This is a genomic window from Polyangium sp. 6x1 (genome assembly GCF_029946515.1).
In the GTDB taxonomy this organism is placed as follows: Bacteria; Myxococcota_A; Polyangia; order Polyangiales; family Polyangiaceae; genus Polyangium.
Map to the genome: position 1 here is coordinate 151,732 of NZ_JARZHH010000015.1, position 15,500 is coordinate 167,231.

The following is a 15,500-nucleotide window of genomic DNA, read 5'->3' on the forward strand; positions in this document are numbered from 1 at the left end:
TTTGCAACGCGTGCACGCGGGGTCTTGTACGCGCTGATCAGCGTTTGCAACGCGTGCAAGCGGGGTTCGGTACGCTGCTACGCCCTCTCGGGCGGTGAACCTAGAACTCCCCGTCCGCAACCGCCCGCATGAGCACCTGCATCGTCACGATGCCGAGGTACCGCCCGTGATGCTCCACGATCACCGGATCGTACGTGCGCGGCTCGTCCCGCGACGTCGCGAGCCGCAGCGCCACCGGCAGCGGCGTCGCCTCGTCCACCCGGAGCGGAAGCGGATCCATCAGCTCCATGATCGGGCGGCCGCCGCGTCGCGTGTGCGCGAGCTCGTCGAGCAGCCGCTCTCGCATCGCGAGCCCAAGCACGTGTCCATCACAGTCCACCACCGGCAGCGCCGCGTACGCGGTCGATCGCCGAAGCGCCTCCGCGACCTCTCCCGCGGGTGCCCCTGGCAGCACGGACGCATGCGAGCCGCGGAGCGCGCTGATCGTACGCGGCGGCGGGATCGACCGGCCATCCCCCTCCGCCTGCTTCGCCGCACGCCGCACGAGATCCTTCACGGTCGCCGGCAGCGCGCAGAGCTCCGGCGCAGGCCTCGCGAGCAAATACCCCTGACCGAGCTCCACGCCGCACGCGAGCAGCGCATGCAGATCGTGTTCGTCCTCGATGCCCTCGGCGATCACCTGAATCCCCGCGCGTCGCCCGAAATCCGCGAGCGATCGAACGAGGTGCGCGCGCAGCGGATCCCCCGAAAGGTGCCGGACGATCGCCTTGTCGAGCTTCAAAAAATGCGGCCGCACGCGTACGAGCGCCGTCAGCGACGCGTAGCCCGCGCCCACGTCGTCGAGCGCGATCCGGAACCCTTGGCTCGCGTAGTGCCGCACGATTCGCTCGAGCCTGTCGCTGTCGAGCACCGCCCCCGACTCCGTCAGCTCGAGGACGATCCGCGTCGGCGCGACCCCATGCTCCTCGAGGAGCCGCCGCGTGAAACCCGCGCTGAAGGCCGGGTCGTCGATCACCCGGGGATCGACGTTCAGGAAAAACACGCCCTCGGATCCGACACGCGCGAGCGTCTCGATCCCGATCTCGCGGAAGCGCCGGTCGACGGCCACGAGTTTTCCGTGCGAGTGCGCCATCTCGAGGAGCGCCTGCGGCCCCGACACACCACGCGCGTGCGCCTCCGACGCACCCGGGCCGAGGCGCCCGAGCACCTCGCGCCCCATCACCTCGCCCGTGCCGAGATCCACGATCGGCTGGAAAGCCACGTGCAGGTGTTCACTGACGAGCAGCTCGTCGAGCCAGGTGGCGGTCGTCGCCACAGCCCCCGATCCTGGAGGGATCGTCCCGAGGGCCTCATCCCTCGTCATCGACAGCGCATCTGCGCGTTGCTCACCCGCCTTCATCGGTAGGTCGATCCTCCAGGTATCGGCATACTACCGGTTTTTTTCGGGACGGTAGCAATCCCGTTTCTTGCGTACGTACGTACGCAGTCGTTCGTGGTTTTGCTCGCGTATGCACGCTTTCGAGTCCGCCCGCTTGGCACTACGGCTTTCCTTAGGGGAGGACGTATGCGGAGGGAACGGGCCGAGCTCGAAGTCCTGGTCACGACGCCTCACGGCACGCCTGTCCAGGGTGCATCCATACGTCTCCTCGGCCCGCGGGGGGCCGCGGTGGCGGAGGAGATCGCGCCTGGCCAGAGCCGCGTCATCTTGCCGCGACGCGGCGACTATGAGCTCGTCGTGGAGCCCGGGGCCTCGCCCTTCGTTTTGCGCTCGCTTCGCACCACGCTTTTCCTGACACCCGGGAAATGTGGCAACGTCCTCGCCGCGATGAGCGCCCTCGAAGGCGTCCGCTCCCGCGTCGAGCGCGTCGATTGCGGAAAGGACCGCATCACGGCCCACGTCGTCCTCGATTACGTGTGGTTTTCCCACATTGGATATCCCCCGACGCTCGGCAATCGCGTGGACGTGCTCGTCGACGGGGAAGACGGCTGGCGCGCGGTGGCCGAGGCGCTCCTCGCGGCGCGCCGCTCGATTCGCGCCGTCACGTGGGTCTACGAGCCGGAGCTCGAGCTCTTGCGCCCCGAGCCCCTCGCGGAGCCCGCGGAGCGCGAGGCCTATACCATCCAGCGCATCCTCGAATCCCGGGCCAAAGAGTCCGTCCTCGTGCAGCTCCTTCTTTGGGACCCGCCGCTCTTGCCCATGCCCGGCGAGGCGCGCCGCGTCGCGCTCACCGCGGGGGACGGATTCGAGGTCCTCGCCGAGAAAAACCCCACGGAGCGCCCGATCTTCGACGCGCGGCATTCGCTTGGAAACCGCCTCCTCGGCGAGGTGCAGATCGGCTCGTTCCACCAGAAGACCGTGGTCGTCGACGGCCGCGTCGGGTTTTGCGGCGGCATGAACATGCGCCAGAACGATTGGGACACCCGCCACCACCGCCTCTTCGAGCCGGGCCGCTGCCGATTCATGCGGCCGAGCGCATTCCGCGCCCGCGTCAAGGACGGGCTCTCTGCCGCCGACAACCCCCCCCGCCACGATTTCGTGGCGCGCATCGAGGGGCCGAGCGTCGCCCACCTCGAAGAGAACTTCCGCGAGCGGTGGAATCGGCTCCTCGATCACGGCGCGCCAAACGCCGAGCGCTCCACGTACGTCCCGCCGCCCGAGCCCGCCCTGCTCCCCGAAGCCCCGGGACGCTCGGCCGTGCAGGTCGTCCGTACCATGCCCGCGCCGCACGCCGAGCGCGGCATCCTCGACGTCTACCTCCGCGCCATCGCCGCCGCCCGTCGTCTGATTTACGTCGAGGATCAATACTTCCGATCCACCTACGTGAGCGAGGCGATTGCCGAGGCGGCCCGGAAAAACCCGCGCCTCGCGGTCCTCGTCATCACGAGCGAGGCGCAGGCGAACCACCCTTTCAGCGGCGCCTGGAGCCACGCCTGCTTCGAGCGCATCCGCGAGGTCCTCCCCGATTTCGAGCTCTACGCGCTCCGCTGCGCGGGCCGCGACGGCCGCGGCAAGCGCCGCGTCCAGGAGATCGACCATCATGGAAAGCTCCTGCTCGTCGACGACGTCTTCGTCACGGTCGGGAGCTGCAACGTCAACGATCGGGGCTTCGAATACGAGGGCGAATGCAACGTGGCCATCGTCGATCCCGCCTTCGTCGCGACGCTCCGCCTCGGCCTCTTCCGCGATTACCTCGGCGGCGACGGGCGCCTCGGCCAGAGCATCGAGCGCGACGTCGAGGTCTTTCGCGAGCACGCGGCGCGCAATGAAAGCGGCCCGCCCGACGGCGCGTCGCACCCGTATCTCGTCCCGTTTGCCCCGCGGCCGCGCCGCTCGCAGATCTTCGACCGCCGCGTCTTCTGACGCTCCCCGCGCGCCTCCCCCTTGACGTCCGCGCCTCGCTCCGATGTTCTCTCGCTGCCATGCAGATCGACCGCTCCCGGTTTCTCCTCCTCACCGCGACGATGGCCTCGGGCGCGTGCGGCGGCGCCGCGCAACCCGGGGCGGCCGGCGATCCCGTCGTCGCGGCGCCGGTCGTCACGTTGCCCGAGGAGGGCCCGCCTGCCGCGAAAGGAAGTGGGGCGGCGCATCCGCCGGGCCCGCCGGGCGCGGGCGAGCCGAGCGAGCAAGTCTTCGTCGCATCCCTCGACGGGCAGACGACCCCGGATCTGGGACTCTCCGCGTGTGACGACGACGGCGTCGCGCCGAAGGGGTGTGACACCCTGCGCGCGCCGGGGCCTCAATGCGAGAGCTTCATGGACACGCGCGACATGTGCGGCAAGCTCGCGCACGGGCTCAAGCCCCACGTGGCCGAGAAGGCCGTCGATTGTCTCCTCGCGAAGAGCGGCAAGCAATCGATCTGCACCTTCGACGCCGCGAACCAGTGCGCGATGTCCGCCGTGCGCAAGGCGCCTTGCATCGAGCCCTCCACGCAATCGGCGTGCGCCCCCGTCGTCAAGGCCTGCGGCGGCAGGCTCGCGATGAAGGATTGCCAGGCGCTCCTCTCGTCCGTGACCAGCCGAAACCGCCAGAACATGATCGCCTGCGTGACCGAGGGCTGCTCGACCGATTATTGCATGTATTCGGTGGAGTGACGCGAGATCAGGCGGGCAGGGGAGACCGAGCGCCGCGCAGGCGCCGCCGCGCGAGGGAGAGCAGGCCCGCGCCGAGCGTCGAGAGGACCACGACGAACGTCCCGCGATCCTGGTTCGAGCCGGGGCCGCTGCCCGGCAAGAGGACCACGCCGGACGGGCAGATCGACTCCACGTTCGTCGACGAGCGCGCCCGGATCTCGTGCTCCACCTCGGATTGGCTCTCCGCCGGCTCGACCTCGAGGTCCTTCGCCAGCGCCGCGCGCGGCAGCCTCGCTTCGAGCCGCGTCAGCCAAACGTCGCTCGGGTGCAGGCCATTGAGCGCCGTGGCGACGTCGTCCATCGTCGAATCGACGATCTCGTCGCTCTCGCCGCACTCGAAGACGCGCGCGTCGATCTCCCCCGCGGCGACCTCCCCGCACGACGGATCGTTCGAGGGTTTGCCCGCCGGGCACGGATCCACGACCATGCGGTTGTCGCTCGAGAACGTCGAGAAATTGCTGATGCACGTCTGGTCGCTCGTCTCCTTGTTGATCACGCCCTGGCCGATGTACCCCTCGGCGATCGTGTTCGCGAAGCTATTGGGGAACCCGAATTCATCGACCCCCAGGCTGATGGACAGCCTCCCCTGCACGGCGCCCACGATCGGCCCGAGGAGCGCCTGCGGCTTGGCGAACGTCGTGATCCACGTGGCCCCGCCGTTCGCGGCGAGCGTCTTGTCTCGCAGCGTCGCGTAGTTCGAGGCATTCGTCGCGAAATCCCACGACACGAGGTCCGCCGGGACGAGCGCATTCGCGAAGTTCTTCGCGCCCCAGCGCCCCTCGGTGATCAGGAACAACGTGATGTCCACGTTCGCGCCCGTGCCCACGGCCACCATGCGCAGCGGCAGGGTCGGGCTGATGCCGGGTTGCACCACGCGGACCGGCTTCATCTCGTTCACGCCTTTGCCCGGCTGCAACTTCAGCGCGATGAAATCGAACCCTTCCGCAACGTACGCGTCGATGATCGGCGCCGAGTCGTCGGGGATCACGTATCCGGCGTTCGTCAGCCAATCGTCGAGCACGCCCGGCGTCTCCGTGCTCAGCGTGACGGTCTGGAACGGGCCCACCGTGCCGCGATGCACCACGGTCACGCCCTCGCCCGGCCCGAACTCGCCTCCGCTCCCCGCGGCATCGGACATCGCCCCGCAGCCGCAATCGAAATCGGGGCTATTGCTACAGCTGATGGGCGGCGCGAACACCGTGGTCGACGTCGCCGCGTCGAGCGTCTCGAACCAGGCGTCCGTGGAGATCTCGATGACCGCGCCGGGCTTCACGGGCAAAAGCCAGCCCCAGCTCTCCGGATCGCCGTCGTAACGAATCTGATCCCAGAGCACCGTCTGCTTCGGCGAGACCGAGAGCGCCATTCGGTGCGCGTTCACGATCGTGTTCACCATGGGCGGGACGACGCATCCGCCGCACGCGTGGGCGTCGCTCGGCGCGAGCAGCGCGGCGAGCGGCGCGGAGGCGAGGAGGATCGCAAGCAAGGACGTCTTCATGAAAGGTCTCCCATCACGCCGGGAAGAGGCGCGGCGCCCGGCCATCGTAGAACAAGTCGCGCCCCTCGATCGCGCTTTCTCCCTCCGCCCCGTCGCTCTAGCCCCGTCGCTCTAGCCCCGTCGCTCTAGCCCCGGCGCGGGGCGGTTTCGTCTCGGTGGTCCACGCCCGGGGGACGCAAGGGCAGCTCCACGAGGAACGTCGCGCCGGCGTCCGGCTTGCTCTCCACCCGGACGGATCCGCCGTGCGAGCTCACGATCCAGCGCACCAGGTAAAGCCCGAGGCCGAGCCCCCCGAAATTCTGCGCCGGCGCCGCGCGCTCGAAGCGATTGAAGATCTTGGCGTGATCCTTCTCTGCGATCCCGATTCCGTGGTCGCGGACGATGAGCAACGCCGAGGCTGCCCGCCTGCACACGGACACGTGAATGGGCTGACGCGAGCCATACTTCATTGCGTTCGACAGGAGGTTTCCCAGGACCTGCTCCAGGCGCGACCTGTCCCATTGCCCGACCACCGGATCGTTCGTCTCGACCTCCACCCGGCAGCCCGCCGTCGCGAGCTGCGGCGCCATTCGCTCGACGACCTCGCGCGTCAGGGAGGCGAGGTCGACCGGCTCGAAGGCGAGCGTGAGCCGTCCGCCGTGCAGCCTGGAGACGTCGAGCAGATCGTCCACGAGATGCCCGAGCCGCCCGATCTGCCGATCGAAGACCTGGAGCATCGTCTCGATCCTCGCCGGCGCGAGGCTCGCGGACGGGTCGCGGCGCATGAGCCGCCCGACGAGCTGCGTCTGCATTTGAAGCGCGGCGATCGGGGTCTTGAGCTCGTGCGAGGCGATCATGAGGAATTCGTCCCGGAGCCCGATCGCCTCCTGGGCTTTGGCGTAGAGCCGTGCATTGTCGAGCGCGAGCGCCGCGCGGCGTCCGAGCTCCTCGGCGAGCGAGAGATCGGCGGCGCCATACCGACGTTCGGGCGCGGTCGAAAGCAGGAACATGACCCCGAGGCATCGATCTCGCGCGACGAGCGGGACGCGGAGGTAGGCGTGGACGTTCCGCTGCTCGAGGAGCGGCGCGGCGCGGGCGTCGCCGATCTCCGGCTCGGTCGGCGCCGACACCACGAGCCCGGTCAGCGCCTCGCGCAGCCATTCGAGCTCTCCGGCGGGCACGCCTCGGGCGGCCGAATGGAGAGACGTGTCGTCCTCCGAGGGGACGTTGACGATGCATTGATCGGAGAGCTCGGGCACCGCGAGATCGGCCACGTTATCGAGCGTCGCGTCGTAGCCCAGCGTCATCAGCTTGCGGGTCGCCTCGGCCAGGAAGCGCTGGGCCCGCTCGGCCTGTTTGCGCTCGGTGATGTCGGTGGAGATCCCGCAGAGCGTGTGCGGCGTGGCGCCTTCGCCGAGAGGAAATTTCACCGACAGGTAGGTGCGCGACCCGTCGGCGAACGGCACCTCCTCCTCCCATTCCATGGGCGCGCCCGTCTCGAGCACCTGCCGGTCGTGATCACGAATGGCCGCTGCGCTCGGAGCGGGGAGGAGATCCGCGTCGGTCCTCCCGAGGATCTGCTCGCTCGGGCGCCCCAGGAGATGGCTCACGTGTCGATTGGCGAGGAGAAAGCGGCCCTCGCTGTCCTTGAGGTAGATGGCCGCCGCCGAATTGTCGACGATGGCCTCGAGGGTCTGCTCCGCCCGCCTCCGCTCGGCGTTCTCCTCCTGGAGATCCGAATAGAGCATGGCATTCTCCAGCGAGATGGCCGATTGCGATGCGAGCAGCTCGAGCACGTTGAGCCGCCCGGGGGTGAACACCCCGGTGACGAGGTGGTTCTCCAGGTAGAGCATTCCGAGCAGCCGGGTCTGGCGCGAGATGGGGAGGCACAACAAAGACCTCGGCCGCTTGCGCTTGAAATATTCGTCCTCCAGGAACGGGTGGCGGGCGGTGGCGTCGTCGAGCAGCACGCGCTCGCGGCTCCGGCGAACGTAGTTGAGGATCGATTGCGGGAGCGCCGCCATCGATTCTTCTCCCGGATCGAGGCATTGCACGGTCCCGCTGCTCGCGTCGATCGCGGCGGCGGTCGAAAGACGCTCGTCGCGGACGAGGAGCACATACCCGACGCCGGCGCCCGCGTGTTCGATCACGACGCGCAGGAGGGTCTCGAGCAAGCGCGGCAGCTCGAGCTCCCCGGAGATGCTTTGCGAGGCCTTGACGACCGACAGGATGTCGAACTGCTCGGCGCGCAGCGCGAAGGTGACGGTGGGGGCGATGGGCTTGCGCTCGACGAGGTGGGGAAAACGCTGGTCGAGCTGCTCCACCTTGGCGTGCGCGCCCCAGCGGAAATAACCGGCGCGCGCCTTTTGCAGGTAGGCGTCGGCGGCGATGGAAAGGCCGCGCGCGCGGTAAAACCCCGCGGCGAGCTCGCAGGCGATGGCCTCGTGCTGGACGAAGCCGTGCTCCCGCGCCGATGAAATGGCCTGCTCGTAGAGCCGGATGGCGTCCGCCTCGTCCCCCCGGAGCCGCGCGATTTCGGCGCGGAGCAGGGCGTGTTTGTGGAGGAAGTTTGCGGGGCAGCTCGAAGCCCACACGCCGAGCTGCCGCTCGCAGGCCAGAAGCCCGTCGGGGGGCTCCCACAGCGACGACGGCGACGCCTCGTCGCCGAGGGCGGCGAGCGCGAGCGCGCGATAGTAGACGCGATCGACGCAAAATGGGGTCATATTGACCGTCCAGGCGTGCTCGGCGGTCGCGCTCGCCGTCGCCGCGGACGCCTCTCTGGGGAAGCCCAGCACGAAGAGCGCCTGTGCTTTCAAGATGTAGTAGAAGGCGTAAGCTCCCTGCAAGTCCTTCGGATCCAGCCGCGCCTCGAAGGCATCCTGATCCAGCACCGATCCATCCAGCATCGAGAAGTGGACCGGCCTCCCTCGCAGCGTCTGGATCAGGCTATGGATGCTCAGGAGTGTGTCGCAAGCGAACGCGTGACGGGCCCTACGCACGAAGCCGAGTCGATATTCGACCGCATGAAGGACGTCTTCCAGAGGCTCACCGCAGAAGAGCGGGAACAACGGGGCAAACTGGCAACTGGTACATGCCATGATCAAATCACCGGAGTCGAGCGCGGCATTGAAGCCAATGCGCGTGTAGAAAGGAGTCTCTCGGTAGTGCCGCCTCCAATAAACGAGGTTGTGCCCAAAGATGGTAAATACGAACGATTTCGTGGTGAGGACGCTGCTCCTGTCCGCCAGCTCGTAGGCGAGCTCGCCGAATCGGTAGGCATCCTTGTATCTGTCGAATCTCCGACCGATCTCCACTGCGAACAGGGTGTACGCCTGGCCGGATATTTCGGCGTTGCCGTGGCGCAGGCTGAGCTCGACTTCGCGCAGAGCGACGAGATACAGTAGATTCGGGTCGAAAAAATAGGCGGCGTTGGTCATGCCGTGCAAGACGCCCATCGCGACCTTGATCTCCGGGTGCGTCATGGGGGGCAAATGGATCAGATCCTCTATCGCGCGGTCGCCCAGCATTTGCCACACGCGCTCGGTTTCTACTTCGATCTCGGCGTCGGTGGGATGGAGCGATAATTCAATGCCGAAGGCGCGGAGACACGGAAGCCCGATCTCCACCGCACGGGCGCCCTGCCCGCGGGCCACATGAACGTTCGTCGCGAGCTCGACGACCATCGCCCGATCGATCTTGGTCCGGGCTCGATCCATCAGCTCTTCGATCAGTTGCCCAGCTTCTTCGAAGCTGCCCGTGGCGTACGCGGCGTGCGCGCGCTCGAAGGTCAGGTTGTAGGTCGACTCGTATTGCGTCTCCCAGCGGTCCGGCGCGAGCAATGCCACCCCGGCGGCAAAGAGGGCAGTCGCCGCCTGGAACGCCGCCGCGGCCTTGGCCTTTCTGCCGGCGCGGAGGTTCCATGCGGCGAGCTCGTCTTTCTCCGCCTGGGAACGGATGAGCACCGCGCCGCGATTCAGGTGGCCGACGACGTCGAAGATCGTCTCCTCGCGCTCTTCCGCGCGTTGTGCCTTCAGGAGCAGCCGGCCAATCCCCAGGTGCACCTTGGCGAGTTGCCCCGCCGGGATCAGCGCGTAGGCGGCTTGCTGCACGCGGTCGTGGAGGAACCGTAGAGTCCCGCCCTGGCAAAGGAGCAGCCCCTCCCGCACGGCCCCTTCGAGGGCCTCGCGGAGCTCTGCCGCCGGACGCTTCGCGACCACGGCGAGGGTATCGAGGTCCAGGCGGTTGCCAAGGCACGCGGCGAGCTTGAGCGCGTCCTGCGTCGGAACCGAGAGCCGCGAAATCTTTCCCGCCATCAGCTCGACGACGTTGTCGGTAAAACCCTTCTCGCGGATCGCGGCGATGTCCCACCGCCACGCGCCGGCCTCCGCATCGAGGGCAATGAGCCCCTCCTGGTGCAGCGCAATCAAGAACTGGAGCACGAAGAAGGGATTGCCGCCGGTCTTCTCGTAGACCAGCCGCGCGAGCGGCTCGGCTTGCTCCGCGCTTTCATGGACGGCCTCGGCCACGAGCGCTCCGACATGGGCGGCGGAGAGCGGGGCGAGGACGATGTCGTCGACGGCGGCGCCGCGCTTCTTCACGTCGGCCAGGGTGAGCGAGAGCGGATGCGCGGGGCTCACCTCGTTATCACGGTAAGCGCCGATCAGGAGCAGGTGCGCCGCCTCGGAATACGTCACGAGCTGCTCGAGGAGCTTCAAGCTGGCCGCGTCGGCCCATTGCAGATCGTCGAGGAAGAGCACCAAGGGGTGCTCTTTGCGGGCAATCGTGGCGACGAAGCGCTGGAGCGTCACGTGGAGCCGGCTCTGGGCCTCGATCGGCGGCAGCTCGGGCATGGGCTCTTGCGGGCCGACGAGCCGCTCGATCTCGGGGAGCAGGTCGGCGAGCAGCCGGCCATTGGGGCCGAGCGCCTCTCGCATGCGCTGCCGGAAGCGCTCGACCTCGGCCTCGCTCGCGCTCAGGATTTCTTGCAAAAGGCCGCGGAATGCCGGGAGGAATGGATGGTAGGGGATGTCGCGATTGTATGGATCGCACTTGCCGGAGAGGAAAAACCCCAGCTCTCGCACGACCGGCTCGTGGAGCTCGGCCACGAGGGACGATTTGCCGATGCCCGAATAGCCCGACACGAGCACGAGTTCCGGGCGGCCCTCTGCGAGCACCCTAGCGAACGCGGCGCGCAGGGCCTCGACCTGTCGCTCGCGTCCATAGAGGCGTTGCGGGATCTGGAAGCGGTCGGAGAGGTCCCGCTGCCCGAGCGCGAAGGTTTGAATCGTGCCGCTCGCTCGCCACTGGGCAAAGCATTCGGCGAGGTCGTGCCGCAGGCCGAGCGCGCTCTGGTAACGCTCCTCGGCGGCCTTGGCCAGGAGCTTCAGCACGAGCGCGGAGAGCTGTGGCGGAATGGACGGTGCGATCGCGTGGGGCGGCTGTGGTGTCTGGGCGATATGGCAATGGACCCATTCCACGGGGTCGTTGGCCTGGAAGGGCAGGGTGCCCGTCAGCATCGCGTAGAACGTCACGCCGAGGGAGTACAGGTCGGTCCGTTCGTCGATCCAGCGGTTCATCCGGCCTGTCTGCTCCGGCGCCATATAGGCCAGCGTCCCCTCGATGAGGCCGGCGTGGGCGAGGTCCTGCGACTCGCGTGGGGCCCGGGTCGCGATCCCGAAATCGGTGATTCTGACCTCGTCGGTATCGGGGTTGTAGAGCAGATTTTGAGGCTTGATGTCCTTGTGGATGATGTGGTGCCGATGCAGCTCGGCGAGCGCCGTGGTGATGCGGAGGGCGAGGGAGAAGAAGCGCTCGAGCGGCATGGGCCCGTCGAGGAGCCGTTCGAGCGACTGTCCCCCGAAATCCTCCAGGACCAGCGCCGGCTGGCCGTCGATCGCGTCGATTGCGTAAGGCTTGACGACGGCCCAAGCGTCGATGGCCCGGGCGATTTCATACTCGTGATACAGCCGCCCGAGGGCGCGGGGGCCGGCCTGGTCGCCGCGCAAAACCTTGAGCACGACCGGCCGATCGTCTTCCTTGCGACGGGCTCGAAAGACGAGGGTGTCTGCCCCTTCGTGGAGGATTTCGAGTCCGACATAACGCGAATCACGGGTCATGGGAGCCTTGGAGCGATCGTGGCGCGTCGGTCCATAGAGCCATCGGCACACTTGCGCATCGCAGGGACCGGGAACGGAAGCCCCTGCTCGACCTCCTTCACGCGAGCCCCTACGAATTTCCCGGACGATGCTCTAGGCTCGGGCCCATGTTTCCGCCGCCGCCCCGCTTCTCGCGCCGCATCACCACCGCGGGCGTGACCGGCACGAACGGCAAGACCACGACCACGACATTCCTCGCGGCTGCGCTCGCCTGCCTCGCCCGGCCCGTCCTCCGCGTCACCACGCTCGGCGCCTTCCTCGACGACGAGCCGCTCCCGTTCCCGAAGACGCACGACGATTTCCTCGATGCCATGCGCCACGGCTTCGAGCAGGGCGCGCGGTATGCCGCCGTCGAGGCCACGAGCGAGGCCCTCGCGCTCGGGTTCGCCAAAGCCTGGCCCATCTCCCTCGCGGTCTTCACGAACCTCACGCGCGATCACCTCGACGCCCACGGCTCGCCCGAGCATTACCTCGCGAGCAAAGCGCAGCTCTTCGTGCACCTGCCCGCGGGCGGCGCGGCGATCCTCAATGCCTGGGATCCCGCCTCGGAGCTGCTCGCCGAGGTCGTCGCGAAAGGCGCGCGCACGGTCACGTACGGCCTCCCGTCGCGCGCGCCGACGAGGCCGGTCCTCGCGCCGGATCTCGTGGCCGAGGGGATCACCGTGGGCTGGGACGGGACGCGCGGCCGGCTCGCGCCTTCGGCCCGGTATCGAGACTTGCCCCAGGAAATACGCATTCGCGCGATCGGCGAGCCCTTCCTGGAGAATGCGCTCGCCGCGCTCGCGGCCGCGATCGAGGCAGGCGTGCCTCCCGCCGACGCGGCGGACGCGATCGCACGCGTCCCCGCGCCGCCCGGTCGATTCCAGGTCCTCGGCGAGGGGCCGCGCGCCGTCGTCGATTACGCGCATTCCCCCGACGCGCTCACCCGCACGCTCGCCACGGCGCGTGGCCTCACGTCGGGCCGCGTGTTCGTGGTCTTCGGCGCCGGCGGCGATCGCGATCGCGGCAAACGCCCCGCGATGGGCGAGGCTGCGCGGCAGGCCGATCACGTCGTGCTCACGAGCGACAACCCCCGCAGCGAGGATCCCGCGGCGATCGCCGAGCAGATCCGCGCAGGGCTCGGCGATCACCCCGGCGTCCGCGTCGTCCTCGATCGCGCCTCTGCGATCCGCGGGGCGATCGCGGAGGCGGGCCCTGCCGACGTCGTCGTGATCGCGGGCCGCGGCCCGGAGACGACCCAGGTCCTCGCCTCGGGAAAACGCTCGCTCGTGGACGCGGAGGTCGCGGCCGAGGCGCTCGCGAAGGCGTGAAGCAAAAAAAGAACTGCGTTCGTCCGTACCCGACGGGCGCCGTTCGGGCATGATGCCCGCGATGCAGCGAGGGTTCGTCTTGCGCCTTGTTCAGCGCGTCGTCGCCGTGCGCCCCGAGGAGACCGGCGCCGTGGTGTGGGCGTTCGTTTACTTTTTCCTGCTCCTCTTCGGGTATTCGCTCATTCGCCCGCTGCGCGACGCCATGGGCATCGCGGGCGGCGAGAAGGCCCTGCCGTGGCTCTTCTCCGCGACGTTCGTGGTGATGCTCTGCGCGGTCCCGCTCTACGGCGCCCTCGTCACCCGCCTCTCGCGCCGCCGCATCGTCCCCTTCGTCCACCGGTTCTTCGCGGCAAACCTCCTGCTCTTCTTCGCGCTCGCGTCCTTCGGCGTCGCGCGCCCGATCGTCGGACGCGTCTTCTTCGTGTGGACCAGCGTCTACAACCTGTTCATCGTCTCCGTCCTCTGGAGCTTCCTCGTCGACGTCTTCACGAGCGAGCAAGGCAAGCGCCTCTTCGGCATCATCGCCGCGGGCGGCAGCGCGGGCGCGATCGTGGGCCCGCTCGTGACGGCGTCCGTCAGCGAGCGACTCGGACAAACCCACCTCTTCTGGTTGCTCGTCCTCTCGGCCCTCACGCTCGAAGCGTGCGTCTTCTGCGCGCGGCGCGCCGAGCACCACGCTGGCGCTCGCATCGAATCGGCGGCGCGCGCCGCCTCGGACAAACCCGTCGGCGGCTCGCTCTTCGCCGGCGTTCGCCTCATCGTCGCCTCACCGTACCTCGCGGGCATCGCGCTCGCGATGCTCCTCCTGACGACGATGAACACCTTTCTTTATCTGCAGAAGGCGGATCTCGTCAGCCGCGCGGCCCAGGGCGCGGCCGCGCACACGGCTCTGTTCGCCAAGAACGACACGGCCGTGAACGCCCTCTCCGCTGCGCTCTCGTTTTTCCTCACGGGCCGGCTGATGACCCGGCTCGGCCTCGCGACCGCGCTCGGGGTGCTCCCCGTCCTCTCCGGCCTCGGATTCTCGGCGCTCGCTCTCCATCCCTCGCTCGTGGTCGTGGCCGTGGTCGAGGGCCTGCGCCGCGCGGCGCAATACGCGATCGAGCGCCCGGCGCGCGAGGTCCTTTATACCGTCCTGCCGCGGGAGGCGAAATACAAGGCGAAGAGCTTCATCGACACCGTGGTGTTCCGCGGGGGCGACGCCGCGAGCGCGTGGGCGCACGCGGGCTTGCTCGCGCTGGGGGTGTCGTCGTCGGGCATCTCGCTCGTCGCGGTCCCGCTCGCGGGCCTCTGGTTCGGCGTGGCGCTCTTCCTGGCCCGCCGCGAGAAGATCCTGGCCGGGGAGACCCCCGAGCCGCGCGCGGCGACGGCGGACGCGCCGCCGGCTTGACGAGCGCGAACGCGCCCTCAGCCGTACCCTTTTTCGCGCAGCCAGGCGAGGCTCCTCGCCATCCCCTCGTCGAGCCCGATGCGCGGCGCATGACCGAGGGCCTTGATCCGCCCGATCCCGTATTGCCCGCGGCGGAGCACGTATCGCACGGCCTCGCGGTTCATTTCGAGCTCCCGCCCGAGCGCGGCGGCGGCGCGGTCGAGCACGGAGGCGGCGCCGAGCACGAGCGGCGCGGGGAGATCGGGGAGCCAGCGCAGGCCCAAGAATCGCTGGTAATGACCGAAGAATTCGCGCGCCGTCGTGCGCCTGTCGTCCGTGACCGTGAAGGGAAGGCCGCTCTTTTTCGCGGCGAGCACGAGGTCGATCGCGTCGAGGAGGTTGTCCACGTACACGTGGTTCACATGGCGATTCTTGCCATCGACGTAGATCCACGACCGCGCGGCCATCATGCGCGTCGGCCTCTCCGTCCAGGGGATCGAGCCGGGACCATACACGTCGCCGGGCCTCACCACGTAGACGTCGAACACGCCCGGCTCGTTCGCCGCGAGCGCGAGCGCTTCGCTCCGGATCTTCGTCGCGCAATAGGGGTTGTCGAGGCCGCCCATCGGCCCGTCCTCGGGCACGCCGTCCGGGAAATCGAAGCCGTGCACCATGACCGACGAGATCATCACGAAATGGCGAACCCCGGCGCGCCGCGCCGCGACCAGCATCGCGGCCGTGCCGCCCACGTTCACCCGCTCGAAGAGCGCCATCGGGCCCGACTCCCGCACGACCGCGGCCGTGTGGTAGACGATCTCCGCCCCCGCGCAGAGCGCCGCGCAGGCGGGCGGCTCCGACACGTCCCCGCGGACGAGCTCGATCGACGGGCCGCCCTCGCGATCCGGCGTGAGATCCAGCCCTCGAACGCGCCTGCCCGCGGCGAGCGCGCGCGCCACGAGCGCCCGGCCGAGGAACCCCGATGCGCCCGTGATGGCCACGACCGATCCGTTCATTCTCGTGCCCGCTCCTCCTCTCGAAAGCAAACCTTGACCACAAGGCCC

General features: G+C 68.6%; 8 protein-coding genes. 4 read left to right on the forward strand and 4 right to left on the reverse strand.

Annotated features, from left to right (window positions below; all coding sequences use genetic code 11):
- Positions 1-100: 100 nt before the first annotated feature.
- On the reverse strand, positions 101-1,315 hold the full coding sequence (locus QHF85_RS16925; protein WP_281328232.1) for an EAL domain-containing protein: 1,215 nt from the start codon (positions 1,313-1,315) through the stop codon (positions 101-103).
- Positions 1,316-1,564: 249 nt separating this feature from the next.
- Between QHF85_RS16925 and QHF85_RS16930 the strand changes: the two genes are divergently transcribed.
- Both QHF85_RS16930 and QHF85_RS16935 read left to right on the forward strand, forming a co-directional pair.
- Entirely contained in the window at positions 1,565-3,361 is a 1,797-nt protein-coding gene (locus tag QHF85_RS16930) for a phosphatidylserine/phosphatidylglycerophosphate/cardiolipin synthase family protein (protein WP_281328233.1), read from the forward strand.
- A gap of 59 nt (positions 3,362-3,420) precedes the next feature.
- A complete protein-coding gene (locus QHF85_RS16935) occupies positions 3,421-4,092 on the forward strand; it encodes a hypothetical protein (RefSeq protein ID WP_281328234.1) in 672 nt (223 codons plus the stop codon).
- Positions 4,093-4,099: 7 nt separating this feature from the next.
- On the opposite strand, the gene QHF85_RS16940 is transcribed toward QHF85_RS16935, so the two are convergent.
- Both QHF85_RS16940 and QHF85_RS16945 read right to left on the reverse strand, forming a co-directional pair.
- Positions 4,100-5,626: a DUF2330 domain-containing protein gene (locus tag QHF85_RS16940; RefSeq protein ID WP_281328235.1), complete on the reverse strand. Its 1,527-nt coding sequence runs from the start codon at positions 5,624-5,626 to the stop codon at positions 4,100-4,102.
- 125 nt (positions 5,627-5,751) lie between these two features.
- Positions 5,752-11,721 (reverse strand): AAA family ATPase, encoded by a 5,970-nt coding sequence (locus QHF85_RS16945; RefSeq protein WP_281328236.1) that lies wholly within the window; start codon positions 11,719-11,721, stop codon positions 5,752-5,754.
- 146 nt (positions 11,722-11,867) lie between these two features.
- On the opposite strand from QHF85_RS16945, the gene murE reads away from it, so the two are divergent.
- Entirely contained in the window at positions 11,868-13,070 is a 1,203-nt protein-coding gene (murE, locus tag QHF85_RS16950; RefSeq protein WP_281328237.1) for a UDP-N-acetylmuramyl-tripeptide synthetase, read from the forward strand.
- A gap of 61 nt (positions 13,071-13,131) precedes the next feature.
- Positions 13,132-14,460, forward strand: a complete 1,329-nt coding sequence (locus tag QHF85_RS16955; protein WP_281328238.1) for an MFS transporter — start codon at positions 13,132-13,134, stop codon at positions 14,458-14,460.
- A gap of 17 nt (positions 14,461-14,477) precedes the next feature.
- On the opposite strand, the gene QHF85_RS16960 is transcribed toward QHF85_RS16955, so the two are convergent.
- A complete protein-coding gene (locus QHF85_RS16960) occupies positions 14,478-15,452 on the reverse strand; it encodes an NAD-dependent epimerase/dehydratase family protein (RefSeq protein ID WP_281328239.1) in 975 nt (324 codons plus the stop codon).
- Between the last annotated feature and the right edge of the window lie 48 nt (positions 15,453-15,500).

What these genes read in the sequence shown, in the direction of transcription:
- QHF85_RS16955 (WP_281328238.1), top strand. Translation starts at nt 13,132, where the DNA reads ATGCAGCGAGGGTTCGTCTTGCGCCTTGTTCAGCGCGTCGTCGCCGTG.
- QHF85_RS16935 (WP_281328234.1), top strand. Translation starts at nt 3,421, where the DNA reads ATGCAGATCGACCGCTCCCGGTTTCTCCTCCTCACCGCGACGATGGCC.
- QHF85_RS16960 (WP_281328239.1), bottom strand. Translation starts at nt 15,452, where the DNA reads ATGAACGGATCGGTCGTGGCCATCACGGGCGCATCGGGGTTCCTCGGC.
- murE (WP_281328237.1), top strand. Translation starts at nt 11,868, where the DNA reads ATGTTTCCGCCGCCGCCCCGCTTCTCGCGCCGCATCACCACCGCGGGC.
- QHF85_RS16930 (WP_281328233.1), top strand. Translation starts at nt 1,565, where the DNA reads ATGCGGAGGGAACGGGCCGAGCTCGAAGTCCTGGTCACGACGCCTCAC.
- QHF85_RS16945 (WP_281328236.1), bottom strand. Translation starts at nt 11,721, where the DNA reads ATGACCCGTGATTCGCGTTATGTCGGACTCGAAATCCTCCACGAAGGG.
- QHF85_RS16940 (WP_281328235.1), bottom strand. Translation starts at nt 5,626, where the DNA reads ATGAAGACGTCCTTGCTTGCGATCCTCCTCGCCTCCGCGCCGCTCGCC.